Origin of the sequence: Bradyrhizobium archetypum, assembly GCF_013114835.1 — a bacterium.
GTDB classification, from domain to species: Bacteria; Pseudomonadota; Alphaproteobacteria; order Rhizobiales; family Xanthobacteraceae; genus Bradyrhizobium; species Bradyrhizobium archetypum.
The window spans coordinates 571,044-590,022 of sequence record NZ_JAAVLW010000001.1; the positions used below are offsets into that span (position 1 = coordinate 571,044).

Below are 18,979 nucleotides of genomic sequence, written 5' to 3' on the forward strand. Positions count from 1 at the left end.
TGTACGCCGGGGCCGGGACACCCCTCAGCTCATGACGGAAAACGAATGCAGGCTCTCTTCATCGGACAGACCTATATCGACGTTACCTTCATCACCGACCACATGCCGACCGGCGACGAAAAACATGTGGCCTCCGCCTACGCGGTGTCCTTTGGCGGCAACGCGGTCACGGCAGCGTTCTGCTGCGCTAAGCTCGGCATCGTGCCTGATCTGATCGCAACGGTCGCCAATGACTGGCTCGGCCGTATGTTTCAGGACATGAGCGCGAAATACGGAATCTCGATCCATCCGCGGAAGGTCAACTCCTCGTCGCTGTCATTCATCATGCCGAAAGACGGCAAGCGCGCCATCGTGCGCTGCCGCGACGACGAGCATATCCATCCCTTCCCGATGCTGAATTTGAGGGGTTGTCGCGCGCTGCATGTCGACGGTCACCAGCCGGACGCTGCCATCCACTACGCAAAGCTCTGCCGCGAGGCAGGTATCCTGACCTCGCTCGATGGCGGCGGCCTGCGCACCAACACCCATGAACTGCTGGAATTCATCGATGTTGCCATCGTCGCCGAGCGCCTGTGCGAGCAGATGGACAAGACGCCGGAGGCCATGCTGGATTATCTCAAGAGCCGCGGTTGCCGGATCGGCGGCGTCACCATGGGCGAGAAGGGCCTGCTCTGGTATGACGAGACCGGCGCCACGCATCGTCTTCCGGCGCTTCCGATTCCGGCCGAGCGCGTCATCGATACCAACGGCGCAGGCGACGTCTTCCACGGCGCCTATGTCTATTCCTATCTCGCCAATTCCGCCAAAAGCTGGAACGAGCATTTCGAATTTGCGCGCGCAGCCTCGACCTTCAAGATCCAGCGTCTTGGCAACGAGGCCGGCCTGCCGACGCTGATCGACATCGACGCAATCGCGCGGGAATTTCGGGTACACGCCTGAAGGAGCGAATGGGGGGTTGCTACGCATGAGGCGCGTGTTCGTCGCCGGCAGCATCAACATGGATGTAGTGGCGACCGCCGACCGGCATCCCAAGGTCGGCGAGACCGTCGCCGGCAAGGAGGTGCACTACTTTCCGGGCGGCAAGGGCGCCAACCAGGCGGTGGCCGTCGCAAAGCTCGGCGCATCGTCAACGCTGATCGGCCGGCTGGGCACGGATGCATTCGGCCAGCAATTGCGGCAGTTTCTCGCCGCCCAAAGTGTTGATCTCACGCTGGTCAAGGACACCGCGGATGTCCATACCGGCACAGCCGTGATCACCATCGCCGACGCCGACAACACCATCGTCGTCGTGCCCGGCGCCAATGCGTTGGTCAGCGCCGAGGACGTCGCCGCCCCCGTGCTCGCCAAGGGCGACGTCGCGGTTAGCCAGTTCGAAATTCCGCAAGCTGCGATCGCCGCCTTCTTCAAGCGGGCGCGCACGGCCGCGGCGACCACCATCCTCAATCCAGCGCCGGCGCGCCCGTGTGGCCGCGACCTGCTCGATCTCGTCGACATCCTCATCCTCAACGAAACCGAGCTGGGGCTTCTGGCGCAGGCCGAGCTTCACGATACCGATGAGCCCGTCCGGTTTGTCGAGGCCGCGCGACGGCTGCCAACGGCTTCAGACAAGATCATCTGCGTCACCCTGGGCAAGCGCGGCGTGCTTGCGCTAATCGGCGGCGAGCCCATGCTGATAGCTGGACGTGTCGTGAAAGCGGTGGACACCACCGGCGCCGGCGATTGCTTCGTGGGCGCTCTTGCCGCGCAGCTTGCCAATGGAAAGCCAATCCGCGACGCGCTTGAATACGCCAATGCCGCCGCCTCGATCTGCGTGCAACGGATGGGCGCCGCGCCGTCGATGCCGACGGCTGCCGAAGTGGCGGCGATGCGGGGCTAGCTGCCGAGCCCAAGCCCTTCATTGAGTTGGTTCTCGTTGCCGAGTTGCGAAGCCGGAAGTACCTCGATTTCGAACCGGCCGTTGGTGCGCTTTTTGATCTCGCCGGCCGCCCACAGCCGCCTCGGTGTGGTAGGGTTCGGTGACCTCATAGACATGCGCCCATCAGCCCCGTATGCGCTGCAGCCGGGTCCGGCCGCAGCCAAGACGACAATGGCACCGCTGATTAACCTGAGATTGCACGCCCAACCGGACATATACCCTCCGAGAACTGACCGCCGGAGATTCTTGACGGTGCTTCGTTCGGCAAGGTTGCCGAGTTGATCGGCAGATGCAAGCAGACCAACGCTGCACAAGACTTAGATCAGGGCACTCTTCAGGTCGAAGCCGGGATCGGCAGCCTGCTCCGGCGTGATCGAGCCGTTGGCGGCAAGCAGGCGCCGTCCGAACATGTGATCGCCCGCGCGGTTGACGGACTCGATGCCGACAAGTTGGCCCTCCCTGTAGCAAAAGGCGGAGAACGCGGCTTTGGCCTGATCGCCGCGGACCACCACGCGATCATAGCCGGTGGTTAGTCCCGCGATCTGGAGTTTATCCGGCCCCTGGTCGCTCCAGAACCAGGGCAGACCGTCATAGGGTTTAGCATCGCCGGTCAGACGGGCCGCAACGCAGCGCGCGTGGTCGGTCGCGTTCTGCACCGATTCAAGCCGCAGCGAGCCGCCGAAGCGCGGGCTCGCGAACAGCGCGCAGTCGCCGATCGCCGAAATATGGGGATCGGCGGTCAGGAGATGCTGATCGACGATGATACCCGACGCGACCGGCAGCCCCGCCTTCTCCGCCAGCTCCACGTTGGGCAGGACGCCGACGCCGACCACGATCAAATCGGCTTTGATATGCCGCCCGTCGCTGAGGCTCACACCGGTGACCTTGCTGCCGTCGCTCTCGATGCTCGTGACTTGCACGCCGAGATGAATCCGGATACCGGCAGCGGCGTGCCGCGATTGAAAGTATTCCGAGATTTCCGCAGTCACCGCGCGCGCCATCACCCGCGGCGCGAGCTCGACAACATCGACTTCGAGGCCCTTGGCCCGCGCCGTCGCCGCAAACTCCAGCCCGATGAATCCGGCGCCGATGACGACAACGCGCTGGCCTGCCGTGATGTAGTCGCGCAGCGACTGGCTTTCGTCGAGCGTCCGCAAGTAGCGCACGCTGTCGAGATTGGCGTTCGGAATATCGAGCAGACGATTGCGCGCGCCGGTCGCCAGCACCAGATGGCCGTAATCGAGTGACGCGCTGGAGGCGAGCAGCAGTTTGCGCGCGGCACGATCGATCGACACCGCGCGATCGGAGATCAGGTCGATCTTCTGGTCGGAATAGAATTTTTCCGGCCGGAACATCAGGCTGTCGGGCCCGCCGGTTCCCTTCAAATAGGCCTTGGACAGCGGCGGCCGCTGATAGGGCAGATGGCCTTCGTCATTCACGAGCGCGATGCGCTCCGAATAGCCGTGCTGGCGCAGCGAGGCCGCAAGCTGATAGCCAGCGTGGCCGGCGCCAATGATGACAACCGGTCCTGCCGTCATCGCAAGATCCTACGTTCGAGCGCACGGGAATGGCCCATGTCGTTTCCTCTCCAGTGATTTTGGCTTGCCTGTCCCGTCCCTTGGAAGCGGCGCTCGTGTCCGTCCCGAACGATGACGGGCGCTATCTGACCTCATGGAACGACGAGACGCAAGGGCGTCGGCGGCCCTGAGGACGGCCGTTACCGGATTTTGCGGGCCCGGGTGGGGATTGTCACTTCTTGCCTTCTCTATTTAAATGCCCGGCCCATCCGCGCGCTCCGGAGGCCCTGCCATGTCGACTTCCGATAATACCGCCGCCGACGCCCCTGCCCTGCTCAGGATCGAGGGCCCGATTGCCACGATCACGCTCAATCGCCCTGCGGCCTTCAACTCGATCAATCTGTCGATCGCGCAAAAACTGGAGCAGCTTGGCGCGGAGGTCGAGGCCAATGACGACATAAGGGTGCTGGTGATCGAGGGCGAAGGCCGCGCTTTCTCCGCCGGCGGCGATCTGCAGACCATCGGCGCCGCCGCCGCTAACGACACGATCGCGCCCGTCGTGGGAGAACTGCTGAAGCACTACCATGCCTTCATCCAGACGCTGCGGCGGATGCCCAAGATCGTCCTCTCCAGCGTCCACGGCTCCGCCGCCGGGGCCGGCATGGGGCTCGCCTTCGTGACCGACCTCTGCATCGCTGCCGACGACGCCCGTTTCACGCCGGCCTACGCCAAGATCGGCGTCTCGCCGGATGGCGGCAGCACGGTGGGCATGGTCGGCACCGTCGGCACCCGCCGCGCGCTGCAGATATTCTTGGCCGAGGACAATTTTACCGCGCAGCAGGCTTACGAATGGGGCCTAGTCGCCCGCGTCGTTCCGGCAGCAGAGTTGAAGGCCGAGACGCGCAAATTCGCCGAGCGGCTGGCGCAGAACCCGCACGCCGCGATCGCCGGCACCAAGTCGCTGGTCTATCAGGCCGCGGTGACGCCGACCAAGCAGCAGCTCGACGCCGAGGAAGCAAAGATTATCGACGCCATGCAGACCGATGCGTTCCGCGTTGCGGTGAAGAAGTTCACCAGCAAGTCGAAGTGATGGCTGGCTGGTAACGCGCACTCAACTGTCATCATCCGCGAAGGCGGATGATCCAGTACGCCGCGCTTTCTCGATCCAATCTCAGTGCCTCGGTGTACTGGATGCCCCGCCTTCGCGGGGGCATGACGCCACAGGCTAATCCTTCCCCTGCCCGCGCATGAAATCGAAGTCGCAGCCTTCATCGGCCTGCAGAATGGTTTCGTTGAACAAATGCGCGTAGCCGCGCCTGGCCCAATCGGGCGTCGCGGCCGGCGCAAGCGCCGCTCGGCGCTTCTGGAGCTCCGCCTCGTCGATCAGTAGGTCGATGCTACGGTTTGCGACGTCGAGACGGATCATGTCGCCGTTCTTCACCAGCGCCAGCGGCCCGCCCACGGCGGACTCCGGCGTGATGTGCAGCACGATGGTGCCGAATGCCGTTCCGCTCATCCGCGCGTCCGATATCCGCACCATGTCCTTGGTGCCACCGCGCGCGAGTTTCTTCGGGATCGGCAGGTAGCCAGCCTCCGGCATGCCCGGCGCGCCCTTGGGGCCGGCGTTGCGCAGCACCAGCACGTCGTCGGCATTGACGTCGAGATCGGGATCGTCGACGCGCAGCGTCATGTCCTCGACGGATTCGAACACCACTGCGCGGCCGGTATGCTGCAGCAGTTTTGGGCTCGCCGCCGATTGCTTGATGACGGCCCCGCGCGGCGCGAGATTGCCGTGCAGCACCGCCATTGCGCCTTCCGCCTTGATCGGATTGTCGCGCGGACGGATGGCATCCTGTCCCGGCACGTCCTCCGCGGCGGCGACGATCTCGCGAAGGGTCTGTCCCGTGATGGTTTTTGCGTCGAGATCGATGAGATCGCCGAGTTGCGCCATCAGCTTCGGCACGCCGCCGGCATGATGGAAATGCTCCATGTAATGCTCGCCCGACGGCTTCAGATCAACCAGCACCGGCACCTCGCGGCCGAGCTTGTCGAACGTCGCGAGGTCGATCTTGTGCGGCGAACGATGGGCGATCGCGGTGAGATGGATGAGGCCGTTGGTCGATCCGCCGATCGCCTGCATCACGACCTGCGCGTTGCGGAATGCCGCCGGGGTCAGGATTTCGCTCGGCTTCGGTCCTTTGGCTTTCGCCATGGCAGCCGCGACCCTGCCGCTCGCTTCCGCCGAGCGAAATCGCTCGGCATGCGGCGCCGGGATCGTCGCGCTCATCGGCAGCGACAGCCCGAGGGCCTCGGTGATGCACGCCATCGTGCTCGCGGTGCCCATCACCATGCAGGTGCCGACCGAGGGCGCGAGCCGGCCGTTGACGGCTTCGATCTCATCGTCATCGATTTCGCCGGCGCGATATTTCGCCCACAGACGCCGGCAATCGGTGCAGGCACCTAACACTTCACCCTTGTGATGTCCGACCACCATCGGCCCTACCGGAATGACGACGGTCGGCAGGTCGGCAGAGACCGCGGCCATGATCTGCGCCGGCAAAGTCTTGTCGCAACCGCCGATCACGACAACGGCGTCCATCGGCTGCGCGCGGATCATCTCCTCAGTATCCATCGCCATCAGATTGCGCAGGTACATCGAGGTCGGATGGGCGAAGCTCTCGGCGATCGAAATGGTCGGGAACACCATCGGCATCGCGCCTGACAGCATCACGCCGCGCTTCACCGCTTCGATGATCTGCGGAACGTTGCCGTGACAGGGATTGTAGTCGCTATAGGTATTGGTGATGCCGACGATCGGCCGGTTCAGCGCATCGTCGGAATAGCCCATCGCCTTGATGAAGGCCTTGCGCAGGAACAGCGAGAAGCCAGCGTCGCCATAGCTCGTCAGTCCCTTGCGAAGTCCGTCAGCCATCTTCTTGTTCCCGTCTTCGAGGCGTCGGCGCTCCCGGGCATCCTGATCAGGCCTGGGCACGATATGATCGTCAGTATGGTTTCCGGGCCGGCGCCGCAAGGGCGCACGGCGCGCAATTCGATATCTCACTTCCAGTCGATGATCCGGTCCTTGTCGCCGTCGAACTCCATGCTGCAGAACGTGCCGCCCTGGAAGTAATCGCCGACCGGATCCGGCTTCAGCTTGGCCTGCTCGGCCATGGCGTGTTCGCGGAAATCCTCTGCCCGGCCGGTCGGCCGATAGCCGAGCTCATAAGCGCGGTGATTGTCCCACCAGGCGCGCTCGTTATAGGACGCGCCGTAGAAGATTTCGAAGTGGATGGCAGGATGCTCGAGGCCGATGCGGCAGAGCTGCACGAGATCCTCCGGCTTCAGCCAGATCGACAACCTGCGGTGATCCAGCGGCATCTCGCCGAAATTGCCGATCCTGATACAGGTGACGCCGAGTCCGTGCTTGTCGGCATAGAGCGCCCCGACCGCCTCGCCGAACACCTTGCTGACGCCGTAGCGGCTGTCCGGGCGCGCGGTGACGTCGGTGCCGATCCGGTGATGACGCGGGTAGAAGCCGACCGCGTGGTTCGACGAGGCGAAGACCACCCGCTTGACACCCTTTTTCCGTGCGGCCTCGAACAGGTTGTAGCCGCCGATGATGTTGGATTGCAGGATCGAATCCCATGGGCCTTCGACGGAGTAGCCGCCGAAATGCAGGATGCCGTCGATGCCTTCGCAGATTGCCTCGACCTGGGTGAGATCGGCGAGATCGGCGGCCTTGAACTTCTCGTCCTTGCCAAGATCGGCCGGCGCCTTCAGGTCGCTCAGCAGCAGATCCGGATAGATCGGCGGCAGCAGCTTGCGCAAGGATGTGCCGATCCCGCCGGCGGCGCCGGTCATCAATATACGTGGCATTTCGTTCCTCTTATCTCGCAACCGATTTGCGGTCATTAGCAGGTAATGATAGCTAACCCAAACGCAGAGGGAACGCACCAACGAGAACAGCAAATGTCCGATGCAGCATCGCATTCAGCCGACTGGCGCCCGGCTACCTATTATCCCGATCCGGCGATCCACGCCCTCGATCCACGCTTCGAGAAGTATTGGCTCAAGCTGTCGGCGGTGGAGCGGCTGACCACCGGCCTGCGCTGGGCGGAGGGGCCGGTGTGGTTCGGCGATGGGCGGTATCTGCTCTGCAGTGACATTCCGAACCAGCGCATCATCAAGTGGGAGGAGGAGACCGGCGCGGTCAGCATCTTCCGCAAGCCGTCCAACTTCGCCAACGGCAACACCCGCGACCGCCAGGGACGCCTTGTCACCTGCGAGCACGGCGGCCGTCGCGTGACGCGCACCGAATATGACGGGTCGATCACGGTGCTGATCGATTCCTTCGACGGCAAGCGGCTGAACTCGCCGAACGATGTCGTCGTGAAGTCCGACGGCTCGATCTGGTTCACCGACCCGGTGTTCGGCCTGCTTGGCAATTACGAGGGCTACAAGGCCGAGCCCGAGATCGACGCTAATGTCTACCGCATCGACGGGCAGACCGGCAAAGCCACGATCGTTGCCGAAGGCGTGCTGGGGCCGAATGGCCTCGCTTTCTCGCCGGATGAAAAAATCCTCTATATCATCGAGTCCCGCGGCGTGCCCAACCGCAAGATTCTCGCCTATGACGTTTCGCCTTCCGGCGACAAGCTTTCCGACAAGCGCGTGTTTGTCGATGCCGGACCGGGCACGCCGGACGGGTTTCGAATAGACATCGACGGCAATCTCTGGTGCGGCTGGGGCATGGGCGATCCGGAACTCGACGGCGTCGTGGTGTTCGCCCCTGATGGCGTCATGATCGGCCGCATCGCGCTACCAGAGCGCTGCGCCAATCTCTGCTTCGGCGGATTGAAGCGCAACCGCCTGTTCATGGCCGCGAGCCAGTCGATCTACGCGCTCTATGTGAATACGCAGGGCGCGCCGGGGGGATAGGTTTCCGCGCGCACCCGCTGTCGTCCCGGAGTTGTTGGAGCAGGCTGGAGCACCAGGCTTTGCAAAACGACTTCCTGTGGTTATGGGTCCCGGATCGGCGCTCGCTAGCGCTCGCTTGTCCGGGACGACAGGATGTCAGAGACTCGCCTACTCAACCCTTCTTCTCCTGCGCGTCGACGGCCTGGTTGACAAGCGCGTCTTCGAACACCTTTTCCAGCGTTGCTGCATACTCATTGAATCAGCCAGCGGCAACAGCGCGACAAGCGCAACGGCAATTTTCTTCATGGGCATCCTCCGCATTTTCTTATTTGCGTCGCAGCCGTGTCAGCCGCACGTTGACGCTGGCTTCAGCCAGCCGACGATTCTGGTCAAAAAATGCCGGCCGCGGTTCCGCGGCCGGCACCTTTCACGAGCGGCGCGAGCGCCGCATCGATTACGCTGCGTTGTAGCCGGCGACCGCCTTCACCTCGAGATATTCCTCAAGGCCGTACTTGCCCCATTCGCGGCCGTTGCCGGACTGCTTGTAGCCACCGAACGGCGCAGTGCGGTCGTTCGGCACGCCCTGCAGATTGACGTTGCCGGCGCGAATTTGCCGAGCGACGCGCCGCGCGCTTTCCACCGTATCGCCCGTGACGTAACCGGCGAGACCATAGGGCGTGTCGTTGGCGATCCTGACCGCATCGGCTTCATCCTTGGCGCCGATGATGGTCAGCACCGGTCCGAAGATTTCTTCGCGCGCGATCGTCATGTCGTTGGTGACGTCGGCGAAGACGGTCGGGCGAACGTAGAAGCCCTTGTTGACGCCTTCGGGGAGGCCGGGACCGCCGGCGACGAGGGTCGCGCCTTCGTCGATGCCCTTCTTGATCAGCGCCTGGATCTTGTCCCACTGGCCGCGGTTGACAACTGGGCCGATGGTGGTGCCTTCGGCCCGGGGATCGCCGGCCTTGGTCTTGTCGGCGACGCCCTTGGCGATGGCAGCGACTTCCTTCATCTTCGACAGCGGCACGATCATCCGCGACGGTGCGTTGCACGACTGTCCGGAGTTGTTGAACATATGCATGACGCCACCAGTGACGGCCTTGGTGAGGTCGGCGCCTTCGAGGATGACGTTCGGCGACTTGCCGCCGAGCTCCTGGCTGACGCGCTTCACCGTGGGCGCCGCGCGCTTGGCGACGTCGACGCCGGCGCGGGTCGAGCCGGTGAACGAGATCATGTCGATGTCGGGATGCTCGGCCATCGCGGCACCGACCTCGGGGCCGAGGCCGTTGATCAGGTTGAACACGCCCTTCGGCACGCCCGCTTCATGCAGGATTTCGGCGAAGATCAACGCCGAGGTCGGGGTGAATTCCGAGGGCTTGAGGATCATCGTGCAGCCGGCGGCGAGCGCGGGCGCGACCTTGCAGGCGATCTGATTGAGCGGCCAATTCCACGGCGTGATCATGCCGACGACGCCGACCGGTTCGCGCACGACGACGGCCGAGGGAAGCGTCTCCTCGAAATGATAGTTCTTCAGCACCTCAAGCGTGGAGGCGATGTGGCCGAGGCCGGCGCCGGCCTGCAGCCGCTCGGCCATCGGCAACGGTGCGCCCATCTCGTCCGACACGGCCGCACCGATCTCCTTCATGCGGCCTTTGTAGATTTCAATAATCTTTTCCAGCAGCGCGATGCGCTCTTCCCGGCTGGTCTGCGAGTAAGTCACGAAGGCGCGCTTGGCGGCGGCAACGGCCTTGTCGAGGTCGGCCTTCGAGCCGAGCGCAACTTCATACATCGCTTCTTCGGTCGCCGGATTGACGACAGGCGTGGACTTCTTGACGACGGGATCAACCCAGGCGCCATCGATGTAGAATTGCATGCGATTGACCATCGGAAACCTCTTTATCTCGAAGCAATGGAGGGCGGAACGGAAGCGTTCGGCAGGCATCCTTGCACGAAAGCCGGAGCAGTTGAACCCGCCATCTGCGGGCTGCCGCGATGCGGCAGGCGCTGGATATAAGGACGGGGACGTTGGTGTAGCAAGGTGTACTCCTGTTACCGTCCCCTCCACGGGAGGGTAAATCACACCGCCATCTTCCTGTGCCGCACCGGCGCGCCGACCGTCAGGCTTTCCGCGGCATCGATGATGGCGTTGGCGTCGATGCCGTAGTGGCGGTAGAGGTCGGCAATGGTGCCGGTCTGGCCGAACTGCTCGACGCCGAGCGCCTCGACGCGGTGGCCGCGGACGCTGCCGAGCCAGCCAAGCGCGGCAGGATGGCCGTCGATAACGGTCACGACGCCGCAGTCGCGGCCGAGCGGCGCCAACAACTTTTCGATATGGCTCAGATGCTGCACGCCCCGGCGGTCGCGCCGCAAATTCCGCGCGGCGGACCATCCGGCATGCAGCCGGTCGGCCGAGGTTATTGCCAGTAAACCGACATCGCGGTGGCTTTCGCCGATGAAGCCCACCGCCTCGATTGCCTCCGGCGCCACCGCCCCGGTATAGGCGATTACGACGTCGCAATTCGGCCCCGGCTCGCGCAGCCAGTAGGCGCCCTCGGTGATGCTGCGCTGCAGCTCCGGCGTCATGATCCGCTGCGCCTGATCGACCGTGCGGGTCGAGAGCCGCAAATAGACCGAGCCGCCCTCGCCGCCTTCGCGCTGCATGTGATGAAAACCCCATCCCATGATCACGGCGAGTTCATCGACGAAGGCGGGTTCGAACGAGGCCAGCCCGTCCTGCGCCATCCCGATCAGGGGCGTTGCGATCGACTGGTGCGCGCCGCCTTCCGGCGCCAGCGTGATGCCGGACGGCGTCGCCGCCACCATGAAGCGCGCGTCCTGATAACAGGCATAGTTCAGCGCATCGAGGCCGCGCTCGATGAAGGGATCGTACAACGTGCCGACCGGCAGCAACCGCTCGCCATTGATCTGATGCGAGAGCCCCAGCGCCGAGAGCATGATGAAGAGGTTCATCTCGGCGATGCCGAGCTCGAAATGCTGGCCCTTCGGCGAGAATTCCCAGGTGTAGGCGGACGGGATCTTCTCCTGCCGGAACAGATCGTGGTTCTCCGCCTTCGCAAACAGCCCGCGGCGGTTCACCCACGCGCCGAGATTGGTCGACACGGTGACATCCGGCGACGCGGTCACGATCCGCGCGGCTAGTTCCGTATCGCCGCGCGCCAGTTCATTGAGCACCAGTCCAAAGCCCTGCTGCGTCGACATCTGCGCCGCCGGCTTGAAGGCGAGCCGTTCGGGCACCTCGATGACAGGCGCGGTTAGCCGGCGGCGGCCTTCCTGGTTGAAGGGCGCTGCCGCCAAAAATGCTTCGAGCTCGGCCGGCGGCTGCGACAGACCTTCGAACTTGTCCCACTCATGGCCGGGGCGAATGTTCTGCGCCGCGCGCCACTTTTCCATCTGCGCCACCGTCATCAAGCCGGCGTGGTTGTCCTTGTGGCCCTGCATCGGCAGGCCGACGCCTTTGATGGTGTAGGCGATGAAGCAGACCGGCCGGTCGTGATCGATTGACTCGAAGGCCTCGATCATGCTGGCCATGTCGTGGCCACCGAGATTGGACATCAGCGCCAGCAATTCGTCATCGCTGCGCCGGTCGATCAGTTGCGACACCTTCCCCTGGTCGCCAATGTCGTCCTGCAGATGCTTGCGGAAGGCCGCGCCGCCTTGAAAGCACAGCGCGGCATACATCTGGTTCGGACAATTATCGATCCAGCGCCGCAACGCCTCGCCGCCGGGCTCGGCGAACGCTGCCTGCATCAGGCGGCCGTATTTCACGATCACGACCTCCCAGCCGAAATTGCGAAACATCGTCTCGAACTTCGCCCACAGCCCTTCGCGCACGACGGCGTCCAGGCTCTGGCGGTTATAATCGACGACCCACCAGGTATTGCGCAGGGCGTGCTTCCAGCCCTCCAGCAACGCCTCGAAAATGTTGCCCTCGTCCATCTCGGCGTCGCCGACGAGTGCAATCATGCGCCCCTCGGACCGCTCCTTCATCCAGCCATGCGCTGTGACGTAATCCTGCACCAGCGAGGAGAACAGCGTCTGCGCCACGCCGAGGCCGACGGAGCCGGTAGAGAAGTCGACGTCGTCGGCATCCTTGGTGCGGGAGGGATAGGATTGCGCACCCTTGTAGCCGCGGAAATTCTCCAGCTTCTCGCGCGTCTGGTTTCCGAACAGATACTGGATGGCGTGAAATACCGGGCTCGCATGCGGCTTTACCGCGACGCGATCCTGCGGACGCAGCACCGAGAAGTACAGCGCCGACATGATGTTGGCGAGCGAGGCGGACGAGGCCTGATGACCGCCGACCTTGAGCCCGTCCGTATTGGGCCTGACATGGTTGGCGTGATGGATCGTCCATGACGACAGCCACAACACCTTGCGCGCCAGCGCGGTCAGCATTTCCAGGCGTGCGGGCTCGATCGGCATGGCCGTGCTCCGGAGGCATTGATTATGCGCCGATTTTAGCGGGCGGCGAGCTACCAAAATTCTCAATTTCCTGCGACATACCGCGCAATATTGGGATAATTTACTATCGTTAGCCTCCAAACCATGAGTTCATCCTAATGCCCGCTCTCGACGCCATTGACCGCAAGATCCTCAGCCTGCTGCAATCCGACAGCCGCATGACCATGCAGGAGCTTGCCGACAGGGTCGGCCTGTCCGTGTCGCCGTGCCATCGCCGGGTCAAGCTTCTGGAAGAGCGCGGCGTGATCACGCGCTACATCGCAACCGTCGACCAGAAGTCGCTCGGCCTGCATGTCAGCGTTTTCATCTCGATCAAGCTGGCGCGGCAGAAGGAGGAGGACCTCAACCGGTTTGCGAAAGCGATCTCGAAATGGGACGAGGTGCTGGAGTGCTATCTGATGACCGGCAACCGCGACTATCTCCTCCGCGTAGTCGCGGCTGATCTGTCCTCCTACGAAGCGTTCCTGAAGAACAAGCTGACCCGGCTCGACGGCATCGCCTCGATCGAGTCGAGCTTTGCGCTGAGCCAGGTGAAGTATTCGATCGCGCTGCCGGTGTGATGTGGAGGTAGCGCCACAACCTCGACTGTCGTCCCCGCGAAGGCGGGGATCCGGTACGCTGCGGCTTCTCGGTTCAATCACTGGCGTCTCTGGAATACTGGATCCCCGCCGTCGCGGGGATGACGACTGAATATGAGACGGCGATCTCGCGACATGAACTGTCCGAGGTTTGCTGGAAGCTTCCCGCCCTCGCATTCAGAGGGCGCAGGGAAGACCGGGTGCACGCCGCACCCGCGGTCTCGTGTGCAACTATGCGCAAAAAGCACGCACACGAGCATACAGGTACAGCGGGAGCATCCCGGCCTTCCCTGCGCAATGGCTTTACGGCTTACTTCGTGCTCTCCCCGGAGAACGGCTCTTTTGCCTCCGTCGCCACGCTTCCACATGACTTAACGCCAGCACCGCGGCGCCCGAACCACACGACTTCGCCGTACGCTTCAAGCGCGTACGTCTATCGCGCCATCAGCGTCCATCGCATCTCACCGCACGTCAGTGACGATGGCCAACGCCCCTCATCTGCCGTGAGACGGGTGCAGTTATGCGACTGATTTGGGTGAGAACGAAAGCGGAATATTTTTGATTCTTGTTGATTCCTGGCTTGACACAATTTCTGAAAATCAGAAGTGATTTGCCTATGCTCCCTGCCGATCTTTGCAATTGCTGGATGTTCGATCCACCTTCGGAAAGGGGCGGTACATCAGAAGCGTATATCGTGGAACGGCTGCGCCGCGTCCGGTACAGGAGAGCAAGCAGTTTCCCAACCCATGGCCGTTTTCGCCGGATTTACGTCATTCCAGGCGAACCGTGGCGGCGGTAAAAGGGAACCGGTTGGATATGAGTGAGGCGCAAGCCAGCAGACCATGAATTCGCGACGTGTAATGTGGAGCGCGCTCGGCGCAGTTGCCCTTGCCACCCTGATCGGCGGAGCCTGGATTTTCTCGCTGCCGGCGGCGCCATCCGTCGATAACCCGCCGCCGATTGCGCAAGACGAGCGCGACGCGACGATCGCGGCGCTGAAGCCGCCGAAGCGGCAGCGCCCGCTGGTCACGATCATCGGCATCAACGACGCGACAGAGACAACCGACTACCTGACGCCCTACGGCATCCTGCGGCGGGCCGACGTCGCCGACGTCGTGACGCTGGCAACCGCGCCCGGCCCGGTCACGCTCTTTCCGGTGCTCAAGGTCGAGCCGCAGGCGACCATTGCGGAGTTCGATGCACAGCATCCCGACGGCGCCGACTATGTTGTGGTTCCCGCCATGAGCCGCGACGACGATCCGGTGGCGCTGCAATGGATCAGGAGCCAATCAGCCAAGGGCGCGATCATCATCGGCGTCTGCGCGGGTGCCAAGGTGGTCGGCGATGCCGGGCTGCTGCATGGCAAGCGGGCGACCACGCACTGGTATTACATCAAGGAGTTGCGCGGCAAGCATCCCACGATGCGTTATGTCGAGGACCGCCGGCTCGTCGTCGATGACGGCGTGGCGACCACAACCGGCATTACGGCCTCGATACCGATGTCGCTGACACTGATCGAGGCCATCGCCGGGCGCGACAAGGCCAGGGCGATCGGCCGCGATATCGGCCTCGCCGACTGGGACGTGCGCCACGAGAGTGACGAGTTCAAATTCACACGGCCGTTTGCGCTGACGGCGATCGGCAACACGGCGGCGTTCTGGGCCCATGAGCGGCTCGGCATCGAACTCAAGGACGGCATCGACGAAGTGTCGCTGGCGCTTGTTGCAGACGCATGGTCGCGGACCTATCGATCGCAGGCAGTGACGTTCGCCGGCAACGGGAATGTACGACAAAGTCGCAACGGCATCCGCATCTACCCCGATCAGGTCGCGGCAAGCTGGCCGGCGGAGCGCCTGTTGCCGGCGATTGATGATCGTAAGCCCGCGGAAGCATTGGACGGCGCCCTGCAGGGAATTGGGGCGCGCTATGGCACCCGCACGACCGATTTCGTCGCGATGCAGCTCGAATATCCAAGGCGCCGAGCGACGCAGTGACGGATTTGTTTTGTGGAGCTCAGGCGTTCGGCGACGGCTCGCCGGAGACGGAAAGAAGCTGCGATTGCCTGATGCGCTCGCGATGGGCGGTGTAGAGGCCGCTGGCGACGATGAAGGCGGCGCCGGTGATGGTGTAGGCGTCAGGCACTTCGCCGAAGATGAAGAAGCCGAGCACGCTGACCCACAGCAATTGCGTGTAGGAGAACGGCGCCAGCACCGAGGCGTCGGCATAGCGGAACGCCAGCACCACGATCCACTGCCCTGCGGTCGAGGCGATGCCGATCAGGATGCCGAAAGCGACGTCGTGCCAGGTCGGCGTTACCCAGACGAACGGCACCAGCGCGGAGAGAATGCACAGGCCCACGATCGACGAATAGGCCATCACGGTCATGGCGCGCTCGGTGCCGCTCATCATCCGCGTGATGATCAGCGTGCAGGCCCAGGCCAGCGCCGAGACCAGCGGAAAGAACGCAGCCGGATGGAACGCGCCGGTGCCCGGGCGCAGGATGATGAGCACGCCGATCAGCCCGACCGCGGTTGCGATCCAGCGGCGCAGGCCGACCTTCTCGCCGAGAAAGATGATCGATAGCGCGGTGACGAACAGCGGCGCGACGAAGCCGGTGGCGGAGGCTTCCGCAATCGGCAGGAACCGCAGGCCGGAGATAAAGAACAGCGAGGAACCCAGGATGGTCGCGCCGCGCAAGAGATGCAGGCCGAGCCGGCCCGTCTGCATCGCAAACAGCGGCGAACCCGGCAGCATCGCCGGCGTCATGATCAGCGCGAATACCAGGAAGCGGATCCAGGTGATTTCGATCGAGGGCAGCGTCGCCGAGAGATATTTCGCGGTAACGTCGGAGGTGCCGAGAAACACGGTCGAGGCCAATACCAGCGCGATGCCCTTGAACGGGCGGTCGGCACGCGCAGGCGCCTTGCGGGCGGAGGCGGTCCTGTTCTCGGGAAAAGCTAAGGGTGCGCTGTCCAGCCTTGCGGCTGCGGCGGGGGGCGGTGTCACGGCAATCTCGAAGGCAGCAATATTTCGAATCGGGCGAGGTTGTAAAAAACACCAGATCGCGCGAGGCGACTAGGTCCGAAAACAGGATGCGGATATGCGCAGAGGGCGCGATTGCAACACTTTGTTAAGGATCGTGTTCCCGGTGATGACCGGATACAAGCCCTACAGCATCGGCAGGCCGCGCGGCTTCGGCCCTCGGGGGAAGGCCTTATCGAGCGCGGCGATGTCGGTGGCGCTCAGTTTCAGATCGCCGGCAGCGGCGTTCTCTGCCGCATGTTCCGTGCTTGAGGCTTTTGGAATCGCAAGCACCGATGGTGCGCGCGTGAGAAACGCCAGTGCGACCTGGCGCACGGTCGCCCTGTGCGCGTCCGCGATTCCCTGCAGCACCTCGCCGCCCTTGCTGCGCGCGGAAGGAAAATCATTGTGGCCGAACGGCGAATAGGCGACGACGGCAACGCCATGCTTTTCGCACCACGGGATCACGGCATGCTCGATCGCACGCTCCTGCAGATGATAGAGCACCTGGTTGCAGGCGATCCTGCCCTCGCCTGCAACATCGAGCAGTTCGTCGAGATCGTCAGAATCGAAATTGCTGACGCCCCAGGAGCGGATTTTTCCGGCTGCCACGAGGTCCTCGAACGCCGCGACTGTCTCTTCGAATGGGTAGGAACCGCGCCAGTGCAACAGATAGCAATCGAGATAGTCCGTCTGCAGCCGCTTCAGCGAACGCTCGCAGGCGGTGATGGTGCCGCGCCGCGAGGCGTTGCTCGGCAGCACCTTCGAGACGAGGAAAAGTTTTTCGCGCGAGAGCCCCGCGATCGCATCGGCAATCACGGGTTCGGCATCGCCATACATCTCGGCGGTGTCGATGTGGGTCATGCCCGTTTCGATGCCGCGGCGGAGCGCCGCAACGGCGGCCTTGCGGTCGCCGCTGTCGAGATACCAGGTGCCCTGCCCGATTACGGATACGTCGGGGCCGTTTTTGCCGAATTTTCTTGGTTGCAAGGGTCGCCTCGTCCATCTCTCTCGCGAGGGACATTAGATGAAACGAATGGCGATGTCCTCTCACAACATCGTCGTCCCGGGCTTGACCCGGGACGACGGTTGTGGGTGTGGCACGCTTAGTGGCTCAATAATTGTTCGCGGGTGCCTCGTTCGGAATCCCTTCGATCGGGCATTCGTCGGTGCCGACGGTCGGGCGCGTCAGCGCCTCGACCATGTCGCGGGTGCCTTCGGGATCGGCGATCCACTTGGCATAGAAATCGTACGGACAGGCGGCGACGCCGCGCGCGCCTTCGCCGGAATTGATCATGCCGGTGTAGCCGCGGTGCAAGAGCTTGAAGAGATGGTTCTGCGACTGGTTGTTGCGGCGCGCATCGCGGATCAGGTTCTTCGATAATGCTGCATATTGGATGCCGTATTCCTCCTCGCCGGTCTCGCCGAGCGTGCGGCCGTCGAAGCCGATGATCGCGGAGTGGCCGAAATAGGAATAGACGCCGTCGAAACCGGCGGCATTGGCGACCGCGACATAGACGTTGTTGGCCCAGGCCATCGCCTTGGAAATCATGACCTGCTGTTCTTTGGCGGGATACATGTAGCCCTGGCAGCGCACGATCAGCTCCGCGCCCTTCATCGCGCAGTCGCGCCAGATCTCCGGATAGTTGCCGTCGTCGCAGATGATCAGGCTGATCTTGAGGCCCTTCGGGCCATCGGAGACGTAGGTGCACTTGCCGGGATACCAGCCTTCGATCGGCACCCATGGCATGATCTTGCGGTACTTCTGGACGATCACGCCCTCGTCGTCCATCAGGATCAGGGTGTTGTACGGCGCCTTGTGCGGATGCTCCTCGTGACGCTCGCCGGTGAGCGAGAACACACCCCACACCTTGGCCTTGCGGCAGGCTTCCGCGAAGATATCGGTCTCCGCGCCCGGGACCTGCGAAGCGGTTTCGTACATCTCCTTGGAGTCGTACATGATGCCGTGGGTGGAATATTCCGGGAAGATCACAAGGTCCATGCCCGGCAGGCCGCGCTTCATGCCGACGATCATGTCGGCGATCTTGCGGGCGTTCTCGATCACCTCGGCCTTGGTGTGCAGGCGCGGCATCTTGTAATTGACGACGGCGACGCCGACCGTGTCGTTGCTTGAGGAAATGTCACCGTGGAGCATGGGATCGCCTCTTGTTCTCTTGGGTTTTGACAGATCGCTAGTGGCTGATCATCCATGGGCGCGCGGTCGGAAAGCCCTTGGCGCCGCTCTTGGTCTTGGTCATCAGCCGCGCCGGCTTTTTCTTTCCGGTTGAGCAGCAGCCGCAGCCGGGACCGTGCGCGGCCTTATATTCGGCCAGCGTTTTCGGCGCATGCGCGCTGCGTTCGTTGGTGGCGATCGCTTTCCGCTTGTCCGAGGGCATGCAGAAGAACGCCGGCGCGGTCAGGATCACGCGCGGCGATGCCGTCTCGCATCGCGGGCAGTCCTGCGGATCGTCGCATTCGGCCATCGGCCGCATGTCCGTGAACGGGCCGCAATCGTTGCAGAGATATTCGTAGACGGGCATCAGAGGTCC

15 protein-coding genes and 1 pseudogene are annotated in these 18,979 nt (G+C 63.3%); 6 read left to right on the forward strand and 10 right to left on the reverse strand.

From position 1 onward, the window contains the following. Positions 1 to 45: 45 nt before the first annotated feature. Both HCN50_RS02555 and HCN50_RS02560 read left to right on the forward strand, forming a co-directional pair. Positions 46 to 939, forward strand: coding sequence for a sugar kinase (locus tag HCN50_RS02555; protein WP_171708030.1), 894 nt, complete (start codon positions 46 to 48; stop codon positions 937 to 939). A gap of 25 nt (positions 940 to 964) precedes the next feature. Then, a complete protein-coding gene (locus HCN50_RS02560) occupies positions 965 to 1,876 on the forward strand; it encodes a ribokinase (protein ID WP_171708031.1) in 912 nt (303 codons plus the stop codon). Here HCN50_RS02560 and HCN50_RS33370 read toward each other — a convergent pair. Beyond that, a pseudogene (locus HCN50_RS33370) lies at positions 1,876 to 2,038 on the reverse strand (ABC transporter substrate-binding protein); the annotation flags it as partial. The gene HCN50_RS02560 and the pseudogene HCN50_RS33370 sit on opposite strands and share 1 nt — an antisense overlap. A gap of 194 nt (positions 2,039 to 2,232) precedes the next feature. Continuing rightward, on the reverse strand, positions 2,233 to 3,453 hold the full coding sequence (locus HCN50_RS02570; protein WP_171708032.1) for an NAD(P)/FAD-dependent oxidoreductase: 1,221 nt from the start codon (positions 3,451 to 3,453) through the stop codon (positions 2,233 to 2,235). 271 nt (positions 3,454 to 3,724) lie between these two features. Between HCN50_RS02570 and HCN50_RS02575 the strand changes: the two genes are divergently transcribed. Continuing rightward, positions 3,725 to 4,522 carry an enoyl-CoA hydratase/isomerase family protein gene (locus HCN50_RS02575; RefSeq protein WP_171708033.1) on the forward strand — a complete coding sequence of 266 codons (798 nt, stop codon included), beginning with the start codon at positions 3,725 to 3,727 and terminating at the stop codon, positions 4,520 to 4,522. A 135-nt stretch (positions 4,523 to 4,657) separates the two neighbouring features. On the opposite strand, the gene HCN50_RS02580 is transcribed toward HCN50_RS02575, so the two are convergent. Both HCN50_RS02580 and HCN50_RS02585 read right to left on the reverse strand, forming a co-directional pair. Next, a complete protein-coding gene (locus HCN50_RS02580; RefSeq protein WP_171708034.1) occupies positions 4,658 to 6,364 on the reverse strand; it encodes an IlvD/Edd family dehydratase in 1,707 nt (568 codons plus the stop codon). 125 nt (positions 6,365 to 6,489) lie between these two features. Next, positions 6,490 to 7,308: an NAD-dependent epimerase/dehydratase family protein gene (locus HCN50_RS02585; protein ID WP_171708035.1), complete on the reverse strand. Its 819-nt coding sequence runs from the start codon at positions 7,306 to 7,308 to the stop codon at positions 6,490 to 6,492. A gap of 93 nt (positions 7,309 to 7,401) precedes the next feature. On the opposite strand from HCN50_RS02585, the gene HCN50_RS02590 reads away from it, so the two are divergent. Next, positions 7,402 to 8,370 (forward strand): SMP-30/gluconolactonase/LRE family protein, encoded by a 969-nt coding sequence (locus tag HCN50_RS02590; protein ID WP_171708036.1) that lies wholly within the window; start codon positions 7,402 to 7,404, stop codon positions 8,368 to 8,370. A gap of 433 nt (positions 8,371 to 8,803) precedes the next feature. On the opposite strand, the gene HCN50_RS02595 is transcribed toward HCN50_RS02590, so the two are convergent. Both HCN50_RS02595 and HCN50_RS02600 read right to left on the reverse strand, forming a co-directional pair. Continuing rightward, the gene (locus HCN50_RS02595) at positions 8,804 to 10,234 is read right to left on the reverse strand and encodes an aldehyde dehydrogenase family protein (protein WP_171708037.1); all 1,431 of its coding nucleotides are present in this window, start codon (positions 10,232 to 10,234) and stop codon (positions 8,804 to 8,806) included. Positions 10,235 to 10,425: 191 nt separating this feature from the next. Then, positions 10,426 to 12,792, reverse strand: a complete 2,367-nt coding sequence (locus HCN50_RS02600) for a thiamine pyrophosphate-binding protein (RefSeq protein WP_171708038.1) — start codon at positions 12,790 to 12,792, stop codon at positions 10,426 to 10,428. A 137-nt stretch (positions 12,793 to 12,929) separates the two neighbouring features. Between HCN50_RS02600 and HCN50_RS02605 the strand changes: the two genes are divergently transcribed. Next, positions 12,930 to 13,391: an Lrp/AsnC family transcriptional regulator gene (locus HCN50_RS02605; protein ID WP_171708039.1), complete on the forward strand. Its 462-nt coding sequence runs from the start codon at positions 12,930 to 12,932 to the stop codon at positions 13,389 to 13,391. Positions 13,392 to 14,251: 860 nt separating this feature from the next. Continuing rightward, the gene (locus HCN50_RS02610) at positions 14,252 to 15,403 is read left to right on the forward strand and encodes a DJ-1/PfpI family protein (RefSeq protein WP_171708040.1); all 1,152 of its coding nucleotides are present in this window, start codon (positions 14,252 to 14,254) and stop codon (positions 15,401 to 15,403) included. Between the two features lie 19 nt (positions 15,404 to 15,422). On the opposite strand, the gene HCN50_RS02615 is transcribed toward HCN50_RS02610, so the two are convergent. The 4 genes from HCN50_RS02615 to HCN50_RS02630 all read right to left on the reverse strand — a co-directional run bounded on the left by HCN50_RS02615 (position 15,423) and on the right by HCN50_RS02630 (position 18,970). Further along, complete coding sequence (locus HCN50_RS02615) at positions 15,423 to 16,385, reverse strand: DMT family transporter (RefSeq protein ID WP_210264770.1); 963 nt, start codon at positions 16,383 to 16,385, stop codon at positions 15,423 to 15,425. A 192-nt stretch (positions 16,386 to 16,577) separates the two neighbouring features. Then, positions 16,578 to 17,420 carry an aldo/keto reductase gene (locus HCN50_RS02620; protein ID WP_171708042.1) on the reverse strand — a complete coding sequence of 281 codons (843 nt, stop codon included), beginning with the start codon at positions 17,418 to 17,420 and terminating at the stop codon, positions 16,578 to 16,580. 124 nt (positions 17,421 to 17,544) lie between these two features. After that, positions 17,545 to 18,585, reverse strand: coding sequence for an aliphatic amidase (locus HCN50_RS02625; protein ID WP_171708043.1), 1,041 nt, complete (start codon positions 18,583 to 18,585; stop codon positions 17,545 to 17,547). A gap of 37 nt (positions 18,586 to 18,622) precedes the next feature. Next, positions 18,623 to 18,970 (reverse strand): FmdB family zinc ribbon protein, encoded by a 348-nt coding sequence (locus HCN50_RS02630; RefSeq protein WP_171708044.1) that lies wholly within the window; start codon positions 18,968 to 18,970, stop codon positions 18,623 to 18,625. Positions 18,971 to 18,979 lie beyond the last annotated feature (9 nt).